The 21,917-nt window shown below is 45.9% G+C and carries 21 protein-coding genes; all 21 read right to left on the bottom strand.

Annotated features, from left to right (window positions below; all coding sequences use genetic code 11):
• Positions 1-11: 11 nt before the first annotated feature.
• The gene (gene fliP, locus AB6E54_RS00105; protein WP_170791796.1) at positions 12-941 is read right to left on the bottom strand and encodes a flagellar type III secretion system pore protein FliP; all 930 of its coding nucleotides are present in this window, start codon (positions 939-941) and stop codon (positions 12-14) included.
• A complete protein-coding gene (gene fliO, locus AB6E54_RS00100) occupies positions 928-1,368 on the bottom strand; it encodes a flagellar biosynthetic protein FliO (protein ID WP_017060675.1) in 441 nt (146 codons plus the stop codon). Before fliO ends, fliP begins: the two co-directional genes overlap by 14 nt.
• On the bottom strand, positions 1,368-1,778 hold the full coding sequence (gene fliN, locus AB6E54_RS00095) for a flagellar motor switch protein FliN (RefSeq protein WP_004736208.1): 411 nt from the start codon (positions 1,776-1,778) through the stop codon (positions 1,368-1,370). The genes fliO and fliN overlap by 1 nt, the downstream gene beginning before the upstream one ends.
• 29 nt (positions 1,779-1,807) lie before the next feature.
• Positions 1,808-2,854 carry a flagellar motor switch protein FliM gene (gene fliM, locus AB6E54_RS00090; RefSeq protein WP_017060676.1) on the bottom strand — a complete coding sequence of 349 codons (1,047 nt, stop codon included), beginning with the start codon at positions 2,852-2,854 and terminating at the stop codon, positions 1,808-1,810.
• A gap of 7 nt (positions 2,855-2,861) precedes the next feature.
• On the bottom strand, positions 2,862-3,350 hold the full coding sequence (gene fliL / locus AB6E54_RS00085; RefSeq protein ID WP_017060677.1) for a flagellar basal body-associated protein FliL: 489 nt from the start codon (positions 3,348-3,350) through the stop codon (positions 2,862-2,864).
• A gap of 90 nt (positions 3,351-3,440) precedes the next feature.
• Entirely contained in the window at positions 3,441-5,570 is a 2,130-nt protein-coding gene (locus AB6E54_RS00080; protein WP_372106525.1) for a flagellar hook-length control protein FliK, read from the bottom strand.
• A 182-nt stretch (positions 5,571-5,752) separates the two neighbouring features.
• Positions 5,753-6,190, bottom strand: a complete 438-nt coding sequence (gene fliJ / locus AB6E54_RS00075; RefSeq protein WP_102332837.1) for a flagellar export protein FliJ — start codon at positions 6,188-6,190, stop codon at positions 5,753-5,755.
• 19 nt (positions 6,191-6,209) lie between these two features.
• Positions 6,210-7,529: a flagellar protein export ATPase FliI gene (fliI, locus tag AB6E54_RS00070; protein WP_017060680.1), complete on the bottom strand. Its 1,320-nt coding sequence runs from the start codon at positions 7,527-7,529 to the stop codon at positions 6,210-6,212.
• The gene (gene fliH / locus AB6E54_RS00065) at positions 7,529-8,329 is read right to left on the bottom strand and encodes a flagellar assembly protein FliH (protein WP_017060681.1); all 801 of its coding nucleotides are present in this window, start codon (positions 8,327-8,329) and stop codon (positions 7,529-7,531) included. The genes fliI and fliH overlap by 1 nt, the downstream gene beginning before the upstream one ends.
• A gap of 124 nt (positions 8,330-8,453) precedes the next feature.
• Positions 8,454-9,515, bottom strand: coding sequence for a flagellar motor switch protein FliG (gene fliG, locus AB6E54_RS00060; protein WP_017060682.1), 1,062 nt, complete (start codon positions 9,513-9,515; stop codon positions 8,454-8,456).
• Entirely contained in the window at positions 9,508-11,250 is a 1,743-nt protein-coding gene (gene fliF / locus AB6E54_RS00055) for a flagellar basal-body MS-ring/collar protein FliF (protein WP_017060683.1), read from the bottom strand. Before fliF ends, fliG begins: the two co-directional genes overlap by 8 nt.
• 16 nt (positions 11,251-11,266) lie before the next feature.
• Positions 11,267-11,578: a flagellar hook-basal body complex protein FliE gene (gene fliE / locus AB6E54_RS00050; RefSeq protein ID WP_017060684.1), complete on the bottom strand. Its 312-nt coding sequence runs from the start codon at positions 11,576-11,578 to the stop codon at positions 11,267-11,269.
• Between the two features lie 132 nt (positions 11,579-11,710).
• A complete protein-coding gene (locus AB6E54_RS00045; RefSeq protein WP_017060685.1) occupies positions 11,711-13,120 on the bottom strand; it encodes a sigma-54 dependent transcriptional regulator in 1,410 nt (469 codons plus the stop codon).
• 33 nt (positions 13,121-13,153) lie between these two features.
• On the bottom strand, positions 13,154-14,194 hold the full coding sequence (locus AB6E54_RS00040; RefSeq protein WP_017060686.1) for a PAS domain-containing sensor histidine kinase: 1,041 nt from the start codon (positions 14,192-14,194) through the stop codon (positions 13,154-13,156).
• Between the two features lie 184 nt (positions 14,195-14,378).
• Entirely contained in the window at positions 14,379-15,845 is a 1,467-nt protein-coding gene (locus tag AB6E54_RS00035; RefSeq protein ID WP_017060687.1) for a sigma-54 dependent transcriptional regulator, read from the bottom strand.
• A gap of 228 nt (positions 15,846-16,073) precedes the next feature.
• Positions 16,074-16,484: a flagellar export chaperone FliS gene (gene fliS / locus AB6E54_RS00030; protein ID WP_004736194.1), complete on the bottom strand. Its 411-nt coding sequence runs from the start codon at positions 16,482-16,484 to the stop codon at positions 16,074-16,076.
• Between the two features lie 12 nt (positions 16,485-16,496).
• Positions 16,497-16,802, bottom strand: coding sequence for a flagellar protein FliT (locus AB6E54_RS00025; protein ID WP_017060688.1), 306 nt, complete (start codon positions 16,800-16,802; stop codon positions 16,497-16,499).
• Between the two features lie 3 nt (positions 16,803-16,805).
• Positions 16,806-18,833, bottom strand: coding sequence for a flagellar filament capping protein FliD (gene fliD / locus AB6E54_RS00020; RefSeq protein ID WP_372106523.1), 2,028 nt, complete (start codon positions 18,831-18,833; stop codon positions 16,806-16,808).
• Positions 18,834-18,855: 22 nt separating this feature from the next.
• Positions 18,856-19,281, bottom strand: a complete 426-nt coding sequence (gene flaG, locus AB6E54_RS00015; protein ID WP_017066380.1) for a flagellar protein FlaG — start codon at positions 19,279-19,281, stop codon at positions 18,856-18,858.
• Positions 19,282-19,362: 81 nt separating this feature from the next.
• Positions 19,363-20,493 (bottom strand): flagellin, encoded by a 1,131-nt coding sequence (locus AB6E54_RS00010; RefSeq protein ID WP_372106521.1) that lies wholly within the window; start codon positions 20,491-20,493, stop codon positions 19,363-19,365.
• Positions 20,494-21,081: 588 nt separating this feature from the next.
• On the bottom strand, positions 21,082-21,917 hold an 836-nt coding region (locus tag AB6E54_RS00005; RefSeq protein ID WP_372168693.1), incomplete at its 5' end, for a flagellin.

The raw sequence follows: 21,917 nt of genomic DNA, 5'->3' as shown, positions 1-21,917 counted from the left end.
TATTCCCCCAGCTACAAGGCAAAACTGCCGGCGAGTGTGGAGAGTATCAAGTTCCAGCCATCAACAAGAACAAACAGCATCAACTTAAACGGCAGCGATACAATCATCGGTGACAACATCATCATACCCATAGCCATCAATACCGATGCCACCACCAAGTCGATGATTAGGAAAGGCAAGAACAGCATAAATCCGATTTGGAAAGCCGTTTTTAATTCCGATGTGATAAATGCTGGAATCAGAACCGCCATCGAAACATCTTCAGGGTTAGTCACTTCCGCGCCAGAAATCTCAACAAAGGTTTCAAGATCTTTGATTCGAGTCTGCTTGAGCATGAAGGATTTAATCGGTTCTTGGGCAACATCAAATGCCTGTCGTGCCGATATCTGTTCATTAAGATAAGGCTGAACTGCTTGTTCGTTAACTTGATTAATCACTGGCGACATGATGAAGAAGGTCAAGAATATCGCGATACCAATAATGACTTGGTTAGACGGTGTTTGTTGTAGACCCATCGCCTGACGCAAGATAGACATCACAACCACAATACGAGTGAACGATGTCATCAAAATCACCATCGCCGGCAAGAAGCCAAGCATGGTCATTAACGCGAGAATTTGCAGGTTAATCGAGTAGTCTTCACCGCCATTGGCATTGGTTGTCATGGTAAAGGCAGGTATGCCGCCACCATTGCCAGTCAAGCTGCCCGTGGTCATGGTTGTCGATTTGGCTTGGTCTTGTTCCATCGTGCTGATAGTGACCGATTCCGAGCCAGCGGTATTCGCAGGAATGACGGTGCCGTCTTCAGCTTGTGCAAATACCGACACACTGAATACGATTGAGCATAGGAGAATAAGCTGAACCAACCACACTTTCACCGCTCGGAAAGCTCCGGCTTGGTGAAAGTAAGAGGAGTTCAAAAGTCCGTTACTTGTTTGCATCTTTTTTTATTAGCTGGGAAAGCTGACTTGAAAATGTACTTTTTTCCAGCATCTCCTGAGTAAGAGGTTTATCGAGCTTAGAGATCAGCTGAATCGATTGTGTGGTAATCCCTACCAAGAACTGTTCATCACCCGCTTGCACAATAGCGATACGCTCTTTAGTACCAACAGGGATTTGCCTAACAATCGCCAAACCTTGTTGATTCGACATCGCAGGTACTTGCATTCGCTTGAGTAGCCAAGCAATAAATAAAATGAAGGCTATAACGAAAATTAGCGACCCAAAGGTGGTCGCTAAATCGAGAGAAGGCGGTGTTGCTGCAAAGGCAATGGAAGGAGCCGTTAATAGCCCTACTCCCAAGATTCCTCGTAACAAACCTGTCATTCCGAGAAAAGAGCCCGCAAGTCTTTGAGACAAAAAGCTCATTAACGCAGCTTCTTAATTCGTTCTGTTTGGCTAATAACGTCAGTCAAACGAATACCAAATTTGTCATTTACTACAACCACTTCACCGTGAGCAATCAGAGTACCGTTAACCATCACATCTAGTGACTCACCAGCAATTCGATCAAGCTCAACAACCGAGCCTTGGTTCAATTGGAGTAAGTTACGAATACTGATCTGAGAGCGACCAACTTCCATCGAAATAGTCACTGGAATATCCATAATGGTATCCAGCTTACGACGCTCATCTTCAGAAATCGGAGATGATGAATCGGTTAGCTCATCAAGTGGTGCCGCAAGCACATCATCAACATCAATTGACGGCGCTAAAGGATCTTCACCAAGTGCTGCAGCCCATTCGTCTGCTAGCTTTTGATCTTCACTAGGTTCCATTACCAATTCCTATACTTTTATCTATTTTACTATTCGTCGTCATCATCACTGTTTTCGAGCTCAGACAATAAGTCTTTACCTAGAAAAGCGAGATCAGTTTTAACCACATGTGGTCTTTGAATTTTTTCCGAAATCTGTACTGCAAGCTTCTCACCAGAACGGCCCATTTTCACACGATAAGTCGGCAGTTCTTCGACAAACATGGTTGCGTGCTCAGGCATGTTCATTGGGATAACATCACCAGGGCGCAGCTCCATCAGATCACGAAGGGAAATATCTTGCTCTAGCAAATTCACGCGGAAATTGACGGGCACATCCATGATCTCATCACGCAGTGCGGTACTCCAACGAACATCGGTTTCCATCTTGTCTGATTGAACACCCGCATCAAGCAGTTCACGGATCGGCTCAACCATGGAGTAAGGCATGACAACGTGGAAGTCACCACCACCGCCATCCACTTCAATGTGGAACGAACTCACAACAATCACTTCGGTTGGGCTCACAATGTTCGCCATACTTGGGTTCACTTCGGAATCCAAGTATTCAAACTCAACCCCCATCACTGGCGACCAAGCTTCTTTGTAATCTTCAAAAACAATTTTCAGCAGTAACTGAATGATTCGTCTTTCAGTAGGCGTGAATTCACGACCTTCAATCTTGGCGTGGAAACGACCATCACCGCCAAAAAAGTTCTCTACGAGAATGAAAACCAGACGAGCTTCCATGGTGATGAGTGCCGTACCTTTCAATGGACGGAAACGAACCATGTTTAAACTGGTGGGTACATACAATGTGTTTTGGTACTCACCAAACTTCATCATCTGTACGCCGTTGATCGACACTTCAGCCGTTTTACGTAACATATTAAACAAGCTGATACGCATATGACGTGCGAAGCGCTCGTTAATAAGTTCAAGGGTCGGCATTCGACCACGGACGATTCGATCTTGAGATGAGAAGTCGAAATTGACCGCATTGTCATTTTCGGTTTCTAAGACATCTTCAACTTCTTCAACATCATCAACGCCATGTAACAGCGCATCAATTTCGTCTTGGCTTAATAAATCGGTCACAAATTACCTATTGAATTACGAAGTCAGTGAATAACACTTTTTCAATCACAGGCTGGCCAACAGCTTGAGCCAGGCTTGCTTTAATATCTTCTGTTGCCTTATTACGCAGTTCCACGCGGCCTGTTGGTGAGCGCAATTGATCAACCGTTGCCGAAGCGAACGTGGCCAGTAGCGTACTTTCTACAAGTGGAGAGTGGTAACGAGCCAGGTCTTCATTCTTACTGCCACGTACCATGAGCTGTGCTTTTATCTGAACTAGGCGATCTTTTTTGTCACCTGTCACATTAAACAAGAAGGGCTGAGGAATATTAACATACATAACCGGCTCTGCAGCGACCACAGCCGTTGCTGGCTGAGACTGAGATTCAGAGGCGCTATCGTCAGAACCTAAGAAAAAGTACAGCGCACCACCTATACCAAGCAGTAACACAACTACGGCAATAATAATTATAAGGAGCTTGCTCTTCCCTTTAGGTGCATCTTGTTCTTCGGCCATATCTTACTCTAACTTCCTGTTCTTGCGATTAACTGATGGTTCTTTTTATTAACTGGTTTTTTCTATTAACCAAGCGTTCTTAGCCTGATATTAGGCATAATAACTAATTCCATCACGCTTTGATGCGACATTCAATTCAAGATTGCTGCCACTATCAAGGTTTTCATCACCTTGCGTATCATTTGTGCGGTTAGCGCCGGATTGTTGCTCACCATTGTTGTATCTATCTTGTCCCTGACCGGAGTTCTGTTGTTGAACAGACGAATCGGCAAGCTGCAGACCTTGCTGAGCAAGCATCTCTCTCAAGCGAGGTAAGGTTTGTTCAATCACATCTCTCGCTTGCTGATTACTCACCGTAAAGTGCACGTTTGCCACGTCATTATTCATGGTCATGCGGATTTTCATTTGGCCCAATTCTGGTGGGTCGAGACGAATGTCCAAGTTCTTAAGGTTCTTAGACATCATCATTTGTACTTTTTCAGCCACTTGCTCATTGGCTAGCTCTTTGGTGAGCTGTAAGGGCGCTTGTTGAGCAGCTTGAATTTCAGCTCGCGTAGGTGCTGAACCCACCGTTGCCGTACCTTGTGCACCAGCCGCAGAAGCGATCTGCTGAGCAAAGGTCGAATCTTTAGAATCTTCTTTAGCACCCGCTTTACCCAAACCAGACAGTGCTGCTGCACCGGCGCCCGCTTTAAGAAGCGTATCAGTCGAGCCTGCTTTTGTGGCAGCTGGCGTTGCATTCATCGCCATTCCTTGCGCGGTTAAAGCTGGATCCAACGTTGCTTGCTGCTGAGGTGAAGCCACATTAGCTTGTTGAGCTGCGGCCTGTTGGGCTGCATGTGCATTATTGGCGTGCAGCATTGCCGCCTTGTCCGTAAGAGCATTGTTTGCTGATTGAGAAGCGGCCTGCGCTGACACTTGTTGTGTAGCCGTCGCTACAGCTGCTGTTGATGCTGCCGCAGCTAAGGCTTTAGTTTCGCTTGAATCCGTATTATCCCAATCGATAGCAGTGGGTTCACCAGACGCACTGTTCGCAGCCGGAGCTTGACTTAGCAAAGCTGTTACTTGTTGTTGAACGTTAGCGAGCTGTTGATTCAACAGGTCTAGGTTAGAGGTCGCTTTAGCCAAAGCGGCTTGCTCATCAACCGTCAACTTAGCGCCACTTTGTTGCTTATCAAGCAAGCTATCGACAACAGACTGCTCTGATTCGATTTGTCCATTCAATTGGTTTAGCGCTTTGGTATGGGCATCTACTTGCTTTGCCAGTTCAATATCCACGGCTGACAATGCTTGGCTCTGCTCGGCAGCAACCGCACTAGCTGCATTCTTTTGGCTCAGCTCTCGGCTCATACTGGCTTCAATTTGTTCTGGAGTGACGCCGTTATCCATCAACTGTCGAATTTCAGTATCAGTTAGCTGAGAAACACCCTTACCTCCGGTAAGTACAGCGATTTCAGAATCGACTTCAAGGCTCTTCTCCTGATTTGCAGCCTTAGCTTGTTGTGTCGCCTTATCCGTAACGGAAACTCCTGCAACAGAAGCACCGGTGATATTACCTTGGGCTTGTTCTACCTGACCTTGCTGAGGCAAGCCTTTGCCGTTTGGCGCTTGATTTAGGGTTTTGTTTGCCTCATCCAATTGACCAAGCAATTTATTGCCTTCGCTCATCGCTGCATTGGCTTGCGATGCCTGCGTAGCACCATCTACCGCTGATGGACCCTGAGTTTGGGATTGAGCAATATGTTCTTTAGATTCGTTAGTCGTATCCTGCGCATCTTTACCATCTGCCTTATCTGCAACAGTCTTATCAGCGACAGTGCTATCAGTGCCCGAATTGGCTTTGAGCTGAGCCTCAGATCCAGACGCAGCCTCTGCTGATGTTTTATCAGCAGCTTTCTCGCCTTCTACTTCTGAAGCTGCTTGCTTGCTTTGCGCTTCGCTCACTTCGTCAGTAGCCTTTGATTCAGCGGAATCACCTTTGTTCGCTTCGGCTGACGCTTCACCTTCGGTAGATGTCTGTTTAGTATCAGGTTTCGCAGTGCTTTCTGTGTCTTTTGCTGCGACTTTACTGTCACTTTCTTCAAAGCCGAGCGCTTCTTTAAAGGACTCAAAGAAACCTTTAGAGTCGCCGGTTTCTTCTACCTTGGAAGAGGCAGAACCGGTGTCCAACAACGATGACATTTTGTTGGTCGCTGAATTTGAGGAAAGACTAACATTCATATATACAAGCTCTATCTACTAGCTTTGCTGCCATGAATCAGGCAACAAAAAGAAAGTCGGATGCTTTTCATGCCTTTGGTGGGCATAACGCGCAATTTTATATAAAACGGAGCAAGAAACATGCCTATAAGTTCGGTTTTCACAATATAGAGAACAGCACTGACGTCATTCGTGGCTTAGGATCACATCTTCTTTCGGCTGTATAACAGAGTCGAAAACTCATCCATTTGCTTTTGTTCTCTTCGATCTTGCAGCTTTGCTTTCTCTTTCTGCTTTTTCTCCATCAACCACTCGTAGGATTTACGTTTTTTGTGTAACTCCATCCAGTAGCTTTGGCAGTTGTCGACTTGATTTTTAAAGTGGTGCTCGGCTTCTCTCTGTTTGGATAATGTTTCATCCAACTGAGTTAAGAAGCGGTTCAAGTGACCATATTGGCTCGCCGTTAAGCCTGCCTTGCCGCGGTCAACGAGCTGCTGACAGTAATCCAGTCGATACTTTTCAATCTGCGCAACCTGCTCATAGTAGCCTTGCAGCTCAGAGTTCGCTTTGTTGAGCGCAAGTACCGCTTGGTTCTCTTGATCTTTGGCTTGATCGAGCAAAAATTCTAATGCGTTATCCATGACTAACCTTATTCACCCGTTAGCCACCCAATACATGTTTCAACATGTTGACGCACATGTCGTATGGGACGGTCTCTTTCATCTTCTGCTGCAAGTACTCATCCAGTTTTGGTTTCAACGTGAAGGCACTATCGATTGCTGGATCCGTTCCTGGCTTGTAAGCACCAATCGACACCAAATCTTGGTTTTTACGGCAGATAGACAGCACTTGCCTTACCGCTTTCGACATCAAGACATGTTCTTCAGTGGTGATTTGCGGCATAACACGACTGACGGATTTCTCAACGTCAATCGCTGGGTAGTGACCGGCATCGGCCATCTCACGAGATAACACAACGTGACCATCGAGAATTGCTCGCGACGCATCCGCAATCGGATCTTGTAAGTCATCGCCTTCGGTTAACACGGTAAAGAAAGCCGTGATAGAACCTTGTTCATCATTGCCGTTACCTGCTCGTTCCACCAGCGCAGGAAGCTTAGCGAAGACTGATGGCGGATAGCCCTTGGTTGCTGGCGGCTCACCCACAGACAGAGCAATTTCACGCTGAGCTTGAGCAAAACGGGTCAATGAATCCATGAGTAGCAGAACATCTAAGCCTTGGTCGCGGAAGTACTCGGCGACAGCCAACGCGGTTTGACAGCCTTTTAAGCGCATCAATGGTGATGAGTCGGCAGGAGCGGCAACAACAACCGAACGCTTACGGCCATCTTCACCAAGAATCTCTTCAATAAATTCTTTAACTTCTCGTCCACGCTCACCGATTAGGCCTACGACCACTACTTGCGCAGTTGTGCCTCGAGTCATCATGCCCAGAGTTACGGATTTACCGACACCAGAGCCAGCAAACAGACCGATACGTTGCCCTTTACCCACGGTTAGCAAACCATTAATGGCTTTCAAGCCGACATCGAGTGGTTCAGAAATCGGTTTACGAGCTAACGGGTTGATTGGCTCCGCATTAAATGAAGCGCGTTGCTCTGTATAGATTGGACCTAAACCGTCGAGTGGATTACCTACGCCGTCGATCACTCGACCGAGCAGTTCCATTCCAACAGGGATACCACTTTCGGTAGTCATTGGCGTGACGCGAGCGCCAGGTAAGATCCCGGTGATTTGCTCACTCGGCATCAAAAATAGGTTATCGCCAGAGAAACCGACGACTTCGGCTTCCATCTGACCAGACATGGTTTCGACTAAACACAAACTGCCGATTGGCGCTTTACAGCCGGTCGCTTCAAGCGTTAAGCCAACAACGCGTACTAATTTACCAGAGGCAATTGGTCGCGATTTTAGCCCCTCGACTTTGTACTGACTGAGACGATTCGCTAACTCAAGCATTACTCATGACCTTGGTGACGATTTGCGCCGCAGAAATTTTGAATAACGTTCTTTACACGATCTTCCATGCGGTAGTTAACGCTCGACTCACCTGCTTCGATTTGCACGTCACCACGGTTGAGTGCTGGCTCTGCTACCAGTGTCCAATTACGACAGTCCAATTCAGTTTCGCCATACGCAGAGCGAATGATCGCGACATCTTCCGGATTGAGTTTCAATGTGATTGCGTGACCAGAAATCGGCAACGACTCTACCGATTCTTTAACGGTATCTAATATGATTTGTGGGTTGGTTTGCACTTCAACATGAACCACTTCTTTGACCATCGTAAGCACCATGTCGACCAATTGCTTCTCCACCTGAGCGTTCATCAACTCTAATGGTTGAGCGAACTGGTTTGCCAGCCCCATGAAGACGGCCACCTGCTGTTGAATGTACTCTTGACCCGCGGTTACGCCTTCAAGCTTGCCGGCTTCGTTGCCTTCTTCGTGACCGGCAGCAAAACCTTCTTCTTTGCCTTTTTCATAGCCTTGCTTAAAGCCCGCCTCTTGGCCTTGATGCAGCCCTTCCTGATAAGCGCCTTGTTTAATCAGCTCGATTTGCTCTTCAGTCAGAACCAGCTCTTCATCTTCAATGGCTTCTTCAACCGTTGGCATCCAACTAGGGTCGTAGTTAAAAGCGGTTTCTTTGGCTTGTTTGCTCACGTCAGAGGTGTAGTCAGGCAGCCCCCATTTCTGAGGTTGGGCAACCGTATTATCTTCTTCAGGGCGAAGGAAGCCGCGTTTTCTATCACCTGACATATCAGTACCTATCTATGAGTGGCTTAACTGTATTGTGAATTCAAGCAGTTAAACTGAGTTAATCTGTGGTTCGAGATTGGATAAAGAAAAGCCCCAACAGTGTGGGGCTTTTGAGATTTCTGTATTAAAGGAACTCGTCGGCGCCACCAGACAGCATAATTTCGCCACTGTCTGCCATCTTCCTCGCGATACCCAAAATCTCTTTCTGAGCCGCTTCAACATCAGAGACTTTGACTGGCGGCATCGCCTCAATATCGTCTCTCATCATATCGGCAGCACGTTTAGACATGTTCTTGAAGATCTTCTCACGTAGACCTTCATCTGCACCTTTAAGTGCTTTCTGTAGAATGTCTTGTGGAACATCACGTAGTAGTCGTTGAACACCTTGGTCATCAACTTCAATAAGGTTTTCAAAGACAAACATCAGATCTTGAATCTGTGTTGCCATGTCTTCGTCTTGATCACGAATTTGATCCATCAAGACGCCTTCCACGTTGTTGTCCATGTAGTTCATGATCTCAGCCGCGGCTTTCAGGCCACCAATTTTGGCTGCTTGAGCACCCGCTTGACCCGCGAACTGTTTCTCCATGATTTCATTCAGTTCAGCAAGCGCCGAAGGTTGAACTTCTTCAAGGTTGGCAATACGCATCATCAGATCCAGACGAACTCGCTCTGGGAACTGAGACAGGATCTCAGCCGATTGATCGGCATCGAGGTACGACAACACAATAGTTTGAATTTGAGGGTGCTCGTTGATGATAATGCTCGCCACCTGACGAGGATCCATCCACTTAAGCGAATCCAAACCTTTCGAACCTGTGCCGAGAAGGATTTGGTCAACAAGGTTATTCGCCTTGTCTTCACCCAGAGCAGCAACTAACGCATTACGCATGAAGTCTTCGCTGCCCATACCAATGTTGGTGTACTTCTGAATATCATCTAAGAAAGCACGGTGCACAGCGCCTACTTTCTCTTGGGATAGGTCTGTAGCTCGCGCCATCGCACTACCCACACGCTGAACCTGCTTTGGCTCTAGGTGACGAATAATACCAGCAGCATCTTCTTCATTTAAACTGAGCAACAAGATCGCAGCGCGCTCATCGCCTGAGATAGAGCCGATATCCACGCTAGAGACATCAAGCACTTCACCGCCTTCAGTTTGTTGTGGAACTATTTCGTTAGCCATCTACCATCCAATTCTTAACTACTTGAGCTGCTAGCTCTGGTTCATTCGCTACAAGTGCACGTACTGCTTTCAGCACGTCCTCGTCTTTATGAAGGTTTGGTAAGTCGATACTTGAACCAAATTCAAACAACTCACCACCTTCAATATCACCACCAATTAAGCTGGTTTCGCCGTCGGCACCAATTGGCATGCCATCAGGTCCGTACATCTGTTCATCGTTGTCTGCTGCTGGGTTAAGCAGTTTCTTCATTGCAGGGCGAACAAGTACCAACACCACCACAATGATAACCAAGGCACTTGCAAACCAACGAACCCAATCATTGAAGTTTGGATGCTCCCAGATTGGCACATCAGCAACAACATCTGTTACTTGAGGTGCAAACTGCATGCTTAATACGTTGAGCAAATCACCACGAGTTTCATCAAAGCCCACCGTACCAATCAGTACTTGGCGAATCGCATTGATTTCGCTCGCCGGGATTGGCGTATGAACCACTTCACCCGTATCTGGGTTCAAGGATTGGCGGTCTTTGATCGCAACAGAAACCGTCTGACGATTAACCGTGCCGCTCTGTTTACGTTCATGACTGATGGTGGTGTCTAGCTCAAAGTTTCGAGTCGCTTCTTTGTGAACAGAGCCTTGACCTGTCATCGCGCCGTCTTTCATCTGAGCCACATCTTGTGGAATTGAGGCATCCGCTGGAGGCTGGTTACTCAACGCACCCGGAATACCCGCCACCGTATTTCCATTGTTGTAATCTTCTAAAGTGTATTCACTTCGAGTCGCCGGTGTATTCGGATCAAAACGTTTTCTGGTTTGCTCCACAGCACTGAAATCGAGCTGGATATCAACCTGAGCGGTGTAGTTACCAAACCCAAGAATAGGAATCAGGATGGAGTCAATTTTTTCACGCAGCGCTTGTTCTTGATTGCGCTCTAACTCGTGTTCTTTACGACGCGCCGCTGACATAGGGTCTTGAGAGCCTGAGCTCAACAATCGGCCATGCTGATCGGTCACCGTAATACGTGAGGTTTTCATTCCCGGAACGGCACTTGCCACCATATCCACAACAGAATCAACTTCTTGCTGCTTGAGGTTAGTACCTGTTTTTAGAGTTAGGAATACAGAAGCAGAGGCTTCTTGATTATGACGTACAAAAACACTCTGCTTCGGCAGGGCCAATAAAACCTGAGCTTTACGCACCTGTTTCATCTGCTCAATGGCTTTGGCAAGTTGTCTTTCGCGGCTTAATTTAAGGCGTTCTTGTTCTAAACGTTGTGATACACCAAAACCCATGTCTTGCATGAGGATGTCATCACCCGCGTTTCGCTCTTGATTCAAACCCGCTCGTACCATATTAAGCTTTAATGAGTTGTACTCACTCGCCGGTACTGAGATGGTATTGCCTTCAAGCGTGTAATCGATCTTTTGCAGATCTAAGTAATCAAGAACGGGGATCAATTCTTCTGTTTCGTAAGCCCCTAATGGACGCATTTCTGGCTCTTTTACCCAGAAAAACAGCATCACAATCAGCGCTACACAGATAGAGATAGAAAGGACTAAGACGACCTGACGAAGTAAATCAAGATCACCGACAGCCATATCGAACTTCGATGAACTGCGTTCACCTAGATCGGGATTTTGCCCTTCTCCGTCTAGCTCAGAGCCTGCAATAAGTGCATGGTCGTTGCTATCGCTTACGGTTAAATCTGTTGTTTGACTATTATCTGCCACTATTTAACTACCCAACTTATACCGGCATATTCATCAGCTCTTTGTACGATTCGACCAATTTATTTCTAATTTGGATCGTCGCCTCAAAAGCCACACTAGATTTATTACGAGCAATCATCACGTCCGATAGGGATACGCTTTGGTCGCCACTATCAAAACGAGCTTGAAGATCACCTGAGGTCTTTTGTAATGAGTTCACATTATTGATGGCATTAGTCAGCATGTTGCCAAAATCTGCACCGACCGCTTGCCCCGTTGCTGCGGGACGCGCGCTGGCAGCTTCGACCATCATTGCCTGCATTTCGCCTTGTAAACCATCTATTCTCATCTACTACCTCAGGAGTCAAAATTATGACCATCTATTTAGCTATATTATTGACAGAGCAATTAGCGTGCCACACATTTAATTGACTAGATATCGTATTACACTAGTCAGAAAGCTGACACTACTAATCTATCCTCAGTTTGGGATATCTATTCCAGCATCGCGCATTTTAGCCAACTTGTAACGCAGTGTACGAGGGCTAATGCCCAGTTTTTCAGCCATATCTTTGCGTCGGCCATTACATGCAATCAGGGTTTCAAGAATGATCGCATACTCTTGATCTCTAAGCTCATTACCTAACCCTTCGCTGCTAGCCGCGATTTTATTGATTGGGTTTGCTTCGGCAATAGGCTTAATTTCTGGCGCAGCTACGTCACTGCCTTCGACGATTTGTTGTAGGCTGCTTGCGTCTTGCCAATCGACACCTTCAAGAAGGATATGCTCACCAGAGATGTTCTCTTGTTCGCTCAATATTAGCGCACGCTGTACCACATTGTCTAATTCGCGAACATTGCCCGGCCACGGATAATTGACGAGTTTGCTGATCGCTTGTGCTGACATAACGGGTACAGGCATACCAAGTTTGGTGCAGTGGCGCTCAACTAAGTGCTTGGCTAAAGGCTCAATATCGCCTTTACGCTCGCACAATGGAGGCCAAGAAATTGGGAATACATTCAGGCGGTAGTATAAATCCTCACGGAAATTCCCTTCAGAAACATACTGTTTAAGGTCTCGGTTACTGGTCGCTAATACACGAACATCCAATTTGATGCTCTTACGACTACCTAATCGCTCAACTTCGCGCTCTTGCAAAACACGCAGTAGTTTGGCTTGTAGGCTAAGATCCATTTCACTGATCTCATCCAACAGAATTGTACCGCCCTGCGCTTGCTCGAATTTCCCCGGGCAAGCTTGAATAGCGCCAGTAAATGCGCCTTTTTCATAACCAAACAGGGTCGCTTCTAACATGTTGTCTGGGATCGCCGCGCAGTTAATCGCGACAAACGGGCCATCTTTTCGGCTAGAAGCATTGTGAATGTAGCGAGACATCACCTCTTTACCAGAACCACTCGGGCCCAACACCATGACGTTGGCATCGGTTTTCGCAACTTTATCAGCCAGCATCATTAGCTTGATACTTTTTTCATCAGCAACGATAGCGTCACCATTGTCATCCGACTTTACAGGCGCATAACGGCTGACCATGTTGAGCAGCACTTCTGGCGCAAATGGCTTTGCCATATAGTCGATAGCGCCCTCTTTCATTGCAGCAACGGCATCTTCGATGTTGGCGTACGCTGTCATTAGCAATACCGGCAAATTTGGCCAATGCTGCTTAATGTTTCTCAATAGTGCCAAGCCACCCATGCCCGCCATCTGCACGTCAGATACGACAATATCAACGGAGTTCGATTTTAATTTGACCAGAGCATCTTCCGCACAATCCGCTTCCAGCCATTCATAGCCAGCAAGCGCGAGTGTGTCGACAAGGGCTTCGCGTAGACCTTCATCATCTTCGACGATTAACACTTTGCTTTGAGCCATAGGATTCTCCAGTGTAAATTCAGTTAAAACTTATTAGTCTTCAGAAGAAGCACTTCTTTCAAGCGGTAGACACATGGTAAAGCATGCGCCGTCGCCTTCTTCTGATATCAATTCCAGTCGGCCTTCATGTGCTCGACATACCATTTGTACAACCGCTAAGCCTAGACCTGTACCTTGTGAACGAGTGGTAAAGAAGGGTTCCATTATTTTACCTTGAAGCTCTTTCGGTACGCCGGGGCCACTGTCTTGCACTGATATCTTAAGCTCGCCATTTACGGGCCTAAAAAACACATCGATCTGCGATTCCTTACCCGCAATTTGAACCGCGTTCAACACTAGGTTGCTTAACGCTGAGGCGATAGCATTGGCGTTGCCGAACATTTGAGTCTGTTCGCCCTCAACTTCTTGGCAATAATCAATCTGGTTAGTTTTCAATGCCGCTTCCACCATAGGGTGAAATTCAGTGATCAATTCAGCCACAGTAAATGGCTTAACGACTTTGTTGTCACCACCTTTGGCAAACAACAGCATGTCGTTCACTTGCTTCTCTAAGTCATGCAATCTATCCATAAGCTTAGATTGAAAACGCGTTTTTGTTGCCGGCGGCAGATTTGGCGCGGCAAGGTTTGATGCATACAGCATCGCACTTGAAAGCGGCGTTCGCACTTGATGGGCAAGCGAGGCCACCATTCTACCTAATGAAGACAAACGCTGAAGATCACTCACGCGAGACTGCAATAGTCGGGTCTCGGTCAGATCGGTAATCAAAATCAGCTGACCCGTGGTAGAGGCTGAAATCGCCAAACGCACTTTTCGCCCGTTCTTCAATGAGATCTCATGACCGTCATCGTCTTTTGGGTCAAAGGCACTTTGAATCACTGAAAACCACTTCTCGCCAACCAACTCAACACCAAGAATACGATGCGCTTCAGGGTTCGCTTCTCTCACTTCGCCGTGTGTATCTAACAAGATAACCCCTGCTGGCATCACGTCGAGTACTTGCTTATAGCGCTCAACCTGCTGTTCAACAGAATCTAGGTGTGATTGATTTTCTGGTTCGTTAGATACGCGCATGTCAAAAATTTGCCTCAAATACTAAAACAGCCTGAGACGTACAACACGAGTCAGGCTATTTGCTATATTTATCACATAGTTAAGCAAGCAACAACTCGACTATGGTTTATCTGTTCACTTAGCTAGAGTTACCAAATAGCTAAAAAGTGTGTGCTAGTTTTTCGTTTTCATCGAAAACTGGACACTATCGCTGCAAGTTATATTTACGCATTTTTTCAACCAGAGTGGTTCTACGCATTCCAAGCATGTCAGCAGCACGAGCAACAATGCCGCCCTGCGCTTCCAACGCTTGATTGATCATATTCACTTCCATATCCGCGAGTAGCTCTTTCAAGTTAACCCCTTCTGGCGGTAACTCTTGAGGCGCATTAGCATTGTCGGCAATATCATCTTGCTGATCAAAACTGAAATCTTCTGAGAATAAGTCAGCAAGTGCATCACGCTCTTGCTCCTCTTCAGATCCAAAGCTATTAAACTCTGGCTGGAACTCAGGGATATCGCTGTATCGATATTTAGTTGGCAGGTGATTCACATCAACCAAGCTGTTTGGATACAAGATAACCATTCGTTCAACCAGGTTCGCTAGTTCACGAACGTTACCTGGCCAGTAATGCTCCATCAAAGAGTTGATAGCACGAGCCGTGAAACAGATAGGCATGCTGCCTTCCGCTTCCATTCGAGTCATCAGCTCTTGAAGCAACAGTGGAATATCTTCTTTACGATCTTGAAGCGCCGGCATTTCAATCGGGAATACATTTAAGCGGTAGTAAAGATCTTCACGGAACGAATCATCGTCGATCATATCTTCAAGGTTGCGGTGGGTTGCCGCAATCACTCTAACATCAGCTTGTATGGTGCTATTGCCACCTACACGCTCAAAGCATCGCTCTTGCAGTACTCGTAGCAGCTTAACTTGCATCGCCATCGGCATATCGCCAATTTCATCAAGAAACAGTGTGCCACCTTCAGCCAATTCAAAACGGCCTTTACGTGCGGTAATCGCCCCAGTAAATGCGCCCTTCTCATGACCAAACAGTTCACTTTCAAGCAAATCAGGTGGAATCGCGCCACAGTTTACAGGAACAAAAGGCCCTGAACGACGTTTAGAGTGATAGTGAATGTTACGCGCTACGACTTCTTTGCCTGTACCAGATTCACCAAGAATCAGCACGTTCGCTTCCGTAGAAGAGACTTGTTCAATTAAGTGACGTACTTCTTGAATGCCAGCACTTTGTCCTACTAGGCTGCGAAACAGGGTGTTCTTGCGTGCCGAAGACACAACTTGAATACCTTTGCGGCCTAAGAAGTCTTTACAGTGTCTTAATGCATCACTTAATTGCGGGTAGTTAAGAGGAAGTTCAAGCTCACCAACATAGTTAGTCAACTCGTCAACCGGGTGATTGTTTTTGCCAATCACCAGTAAAGGGATGTGATTGGCGTGAACAAGCTTCTCATTCAGTAATGCGTTGAAGCCTTTACCTTTAATGGTACCAATAATGCAGCCGGCCCACTGTAGTGACCAGTCAACTTTACGTGCTTGTTCAGAGCTGATTACTTCGCAGCTCTCTCCTACAAACTCTAATATTGTGCTTAAATTGTGACGATCTTGAGCGTTATCGTCGACGACAAGCAGTTTTGCCAAACCTTGCATAAGTAGGAATTATTGCCTTTATTTTGGTGCGATGCGGAAAAACGGTGAGCAACGTAGTCTATAAAACAGTGAGATGTATCAATGATTATGGTCTACGTGGACAAATTTAGGAAATCAGCAACGAAAAAAGCCATTAGGCTATCTAATGGCTTCTATTTTATTTGATTAAAAAAATAAGGCAACCAACCAATTAAGGGATATGAGATTGGTTAAAACTGCAATTTTTCTTTAAATACCTACGTCAGCGGACGTCAAGTTGTGATATTCGTTCGGAATTTGGTCCCAAGCGCTCTTAATTTCGCGAATAATATCGATAACATCATCAATAGGCTGTGGGTCATTTTTGTGATTTGCCGCAGAAATTTGCGTGATCATGAACTCATAAAGTTGATCTAGGTTTTTCGCAATATCGCCACCATCGTCCATAGATAGGCAACTACGTAGGCTAATAATGATATCTAGAGCCTTACCAAGTCGCTCACCTTTCACTGGGATGTTGCCTGCTTGCATTGCCGCTTTGCCTTGAATCAAACGCTCGATAGCACCGGCCATTAGCATTTGTACAATCTTATGCGGTGAGGCAGCCGTTAGCTGACTATCCACTGATACCTTTTTATATGCCTGTAAAGAACCGCGCATAGTAAACCTCTTCTATAGAAACTTTTTGTATTGTTGAACTGATTTAGCGCCGTGACGGTATTTATGTAGGGTCTTACCTACTCGACTCGTCTCAGACTGCATCAATTCGACTAATTTTCTGGTTCTGGTAATGGCTTCAAACCATTCAGAACTTTGCTTAACGTCGGGATGTGAGTCGATTATTTGAAGCACGTTTTGCAATAACTGTTCTCTGTTATCGACAAGCTGCGTTATTTCTTCAGCATTAATTTCACTAAATTCCAGTTTAGAGATAATTAGTTGATCGAGTTCACAAAGCTCTTGTAGCTGGCTATTCATCTATTAGCCCAACGCATTCATCATACTGCCCAGCTGAGATTGCATCTTACTGGTCGCATCTTGCATTGCTGTGAACTTAGAGTGGGTACGGCTCTCTAGGCTGTCCATGCGGCGGTCGAGCGCGCTTTGGTCATCAACCAAACGGTAGTTTTGCTCGACCAAGCTCTTTTCTCTAGTACGGATTGAACCCGTGATACCTGTGATACCTTGAATCGCATCTTCCACTTTTTTGGCGAAACCGTTGTTGCCACCAAAGAACTCACCCAACTTATCAAAGTTATTGTTGAGTTGACGGTCAAGCATATCGTAGTTGATTTCTAGCGAGCCTTGTCTTGTGGTGGTGATACCGAATTCAGTCAAAGACTTTAGATTGTCTGGCGCACCTTCGATACTTGATGAGAACACCCCTTTCAATCGGGAGTCGGCGTTACGCACTGTACTGTCACCAGAGAGCGGGCCTTTTTGACCAGTCGTTGGATCAACACCCGCGAGGTCTTTCGACACTTGATAGAACTGGTTATAAGAGCTCACAAAGGATTCGATATCTTGGCGAACACTGTTACGGTCGTACTCCACACCAATTTCTGCCGGCGGCTTATCTTTTGGCGTTTTTCCTTTCACCGTAATATCAATACCTTCAATGGCATCTTCAATCACATTGTTATTACTAGAGAGTTGAGCAACACCATCTAGGACAACCATAGAATCTTGGCCAGCCTGAACTTCAGTCATTCCACTATAGGTATCAAAAGATTGCTGTGCTTGTTCAAGGTCTGCTTGCGCTTTATCGACCTTCTCTAAGAGCTCGCGCTCTTCGGGTTCTAATTTGGCACGCTCAATTTTCTTGGCTTGCTCTGCGGTGAGTTCGCCTTTTTGAACTTTCTCAGCCAACTCCGCTTTTTCTTGTGAAATCTTCTCTTCGATACGAGCTTGTTCCGCCTCAAGCTTTTGCTGGGCTTCTTTTGGCGTCACGTAGGAATCCGTCAACGTACCTGAGGCAGCATTTGACCATCCCGGTACATCAGGTGCCTTCTCTATTGCTTTTTCATCAAGCTCAAGTTCTGGTGTATAGTAAGAGTCAAGAAGCGTACCAGAGGCAGTTTCCGTCCAACCTGGGATATTGTCTTCAGGCATGACAGATTTTGCCGCTTTAGCTGCATCAAGAGCTGCTTGGCCGTCGGCGGCGGCTTGTTCTCCGTAGCTGAGGCTTTGAGAGTCTTCGTCAGCAACGGAGGTAGAATTAGTTTGGGATGCAGGGATGACATTGCCATCTTTATCGAGTGTTTCATTCGCATTTGGGTCATCGCTAGCGATCACTTCATCGATGAGTTCAACGGCTTTTCCTGCAGGGGTTAGAGCTAGAATATCTTGAGCAGCAACGCGCGCTTTCTCTAGCGCTTTAACACGTTCTTCAAGCGTTTTGTATTCGAGTTTTTTTAAGGGATTGGCAGCATCTGACTCAACATTAATGTTGATCTGCTGATCTGAACCAGACTGGTTCGAGGCAATAATAAGTCTTGGACCTTCGACATCGTTGATAATAGATGCACGAACGCCTGGGTTGCTATCTGCACCGTTGATACCACGAACAACTTCGATAAGTCTCGATCTGTCGCCAACTTGCACGTCAAAGCTGTCATCACCAAGCGAAACCTGCAGCTTACCTGGGCCAAATTTCATGTCCTCTGACAGTACATCAGAAGCCACTTTATGGCTTTGGGCAAGCTGCAACACATCGATGGCATATTTGCCAGCGATCGCTTCGGTAGTCGCGGTTGCAGAGACAAGCGCTTCATCGGTACTTTCCACTGTTCGCACAGCAAAAGCTTTTTCCTGACGAAAGTTTGTCATCAGGTTTTTCATCGAATCAAGGGATTCTCTGAGTCTTCCATAGGCACTAATGCTGGTATCGATTCGCGTTCGTTCATTGTCGATTCGTTGCTGTTTAGGTACACGCTCCGAATCAACAATTTTGCTGACCATGGAATTGATATCCATGCCAGACGAAATCCCCATTGGGCCAAAACTCATTAAACCACCTCAATAATACGACTTAAACCTTCACCTCAAATATTCGACTATTCGAGTTTTGGGCTGCTAGGCGTCTTAGAATTTCAAGCATTTCTTCATCGGGTATTTGGCGAATAATATCGCCGGTTGTGGTCTCATAAATGGTAACCACATCTCTCCCAGATTCTTCATCGACCTTAAAAGCCACACCTTTATTGAGAGAGGAGATAAACTCGTTTACCTTCTCCACCATTTTGACTCGCTCTTCATCATTTAACTCTTGTCTATGTTGAGCTAATTGAATCGCCGCTTCGGTAGCTTCCTCTTTCGATTTCTCTACCTTGTCATAAGATGTTGCTTCTTTTAGTCGCGAAAGACTCGACGCACTACTACCTTCATCGCTTGCAATTTTAATGCCATTAGGTGAGCCATAAGGCTGGATGTTCGATGCGTTGGATGATATTTCCATAACACTCTCCCTCCCTCCTTTATGAGCCAAACAGTAAAACTCTACCCAGAGTAGAGTTTACCGCTACTTACCGAGGTAAGTTTAGCCCAATAAGCTTAGAGCTGCTGATGGTGACTGTTTTGCTTGAGCTAGGATAGAAGTACTCGCCTGTTGTAGGATTTGAGACTTCGTCATAGCTGTTGTTTCTTTCGCGTAATCGGTATCTTTGATACGGCTCTTAGACGCATTAACGTTTTCGTTGATGTTGTCTAAGTTGCTGATTGCATGGTCAAAACGGTTTTGGAAAGCACCTAGAGAAGCACGTTGGCTATCAACAGATTTTAGAGCACCATCAATGATAGATACTGCTTCGTTTGCACCTGCAACAGAAGTTACGTCGATATCGTTAACGGTAACGTCTTTACCAGCACCGATACCTAGTTCGCCCGCAAGGCTGCCGCCAAACTCAACATCACCTTCAACTTTTTGGCTTGAAGCGAAAAGTTGCAGTTTACCGCCTTCACCCACAGACGCTTTAACGTCTTGGCTTTGACCATTGATGTAAGTTGCTAGCTCTTCGATATCGTTGCCTTCTTTAGCAGAGATAGATAGCTCTTGCGCTTCACCAAACTTATCGTTGTATTTGATTGTTAAATCAGCACCCGCACCTACACGCCAAGAAGCATCTTTGCCTTCTTCTACGCCGTAGCTCTTACCGCCCATTTCTTGAGTATCGGTGCGCATGTTCCCCATAGAAAGCATTACCGCCTCACCAGAATCTGCACCGATTTGGAAAGATTGACTACCGTAAGTTCCGTTAAGAAGCCTGTTACCACCAAAAGAAGTTGTTTCAGCAATACGGTTAAGTTCTTTGTTCAGAGCAGAGACTTCTTCTTGGATCGCAACACGTTCAGATTTGCTGTTTGAACCATTTGAAGATTGAAGAGAAAGGTCACGCATACGTTGCAGAATGTTGGTTGACTCATTCATTGCACCTTCAGCTGTCTGTGCAATAGAGATACCATCATTCGCGTTTTTCACAGCCATATCTAGGCCACGGCTTTGCGACGTTAAGCGGTTAGAGATTTGTAGGCCTGCAGCATCATCTTTTGCGCTATTGATTTTATAGCCAGAAGACAAACGCTCCATTGATTTTTGAGTACCTTCAGCCGCGCTATTTAGGTAGCGCTGAGCCGTCATTGCAGACACATTTGTGCTTACATTAATCGCCATAGTTGATCTCCTTTAGGCATTTTTTAATGTACTTATGTGACTCTCACCTCACACTAATACATGTCAATTTTGTTTATGCACCAGTGTCTCTCTCACCTTACATTGGTACATATCATTTCTCTCAATCCCTTTAACGGCGCCTTAATTAGAAGCTTTAATAAAAAATGCGCTTTTTTTCATATTCTTTTCAACAACAAAGGAAAGTGTGATCGGGCTTCAATTAATAGGGCGACATTCGCTAAAGTTGCCCCATTATTTAAGTTAATGAGCGTAGTGTTGAATATAAAGTCAGAAGAGATCCCTGATATCTCGTTCTACTCGATTCTGGGGTGACGAAAGACTGCTTCGATGTAGTAAGCGAGGAAACCATCATTTCCCAATTCCCGTCACTCCCTACAGTGAGGAGCGAGCGTGATAGGGAATCTCGCTTTCCAATCAACGACCAACACCAAAACTCCCCCCTTCTCCAAATTGCAGGCAATAAAAAACCCAGCCGAAGCTGGGTCTGTTTAGCGCTCATCTCTCACCACGAGCTAATTTGTGGAAGCCTAACGTTGACGCTTATAGTCAACGTGGCTTTTTAATCGATTAACCTAGTAGGCTAAGTGCCGAGTTCGGAGCTTGCTTCGCTTGAGCAAGAATCGAGCTTGAAGCTTGAGAAAGGATCTGAGACTTAGTCATCTGAGTCGTTTCTTTCGCGAAATCGGTATCTTTAATACGGCTCTTAGATGCGTTAACGTTCTCGTTAATGTTGTCTAAGTTGCTGATAGCGTGGTCGAAACGGTTTTGGAAAGCACCTAGCTCAGCACGGTGGCTATCTACATACTTAAGTGCCGCATCGATAATAGCTACAGACTCTTGTGCGCCGCCAACTGATGTAACGTCGATAGTATCAACCGTTACGTCTTTGCCAGGTTGTATGCCTAGTTCGCCAGCCAGGCTGCCAGAGAATGCCACTTCGCCTTCAACCTTGTTGTTACCAGTAAACATTTGTAGCTTACCGTCTTCAGTTACAGACGCTTTAACAGAGTCTTGTTGACCGTTGATGTACGTTGCTAGCTCTTCGATGTCGTCACCCGCTTTTGCGCTGATGTCGATTTCTTGTGATTGACCGAAGTTATCAGTGAACGACATTTTTAGGTCGTTAGAGCCTGCTTGAACGTTCCAATCTTTATCTTTCGCGTTCTCAGTTTGGTAGCTCTTACCACCCATCTGAGCGTTATCAGAGCGCATGTCTTTCAGTTGAAGCATTACCGCTTCACCGTTGTCTGCACCGATTTGGAATGATTTAGTACCGTGAGTACCGTTAAGCAACTTGTTGCCACCAAAAGACGTCGTTTCCGCGATACGGTTCAGTTCGTCGTTCAGCGCTGTTACTTCTTCTTGAATCGCTACACGCTCAGATTTTGAGTTTGAGCCGTTTG

Origin of the sequence: Vibrio sp. 10N.247.311.49 (assembly GCF_041467655.1) — a bacterium.
Taxonomy (GTDB): Bacteria; Pseudomonadota; Gammaproteobacteria; order Enterobacterales; family Vibrionaceae; genus Vibrio; species Vibrio crassostreae_C.
The sequence above is the reverse complement of the archived record's forward strand: the minus strand, read 5'-3'. Positions and strand labels throughout refer to the sequence as shown.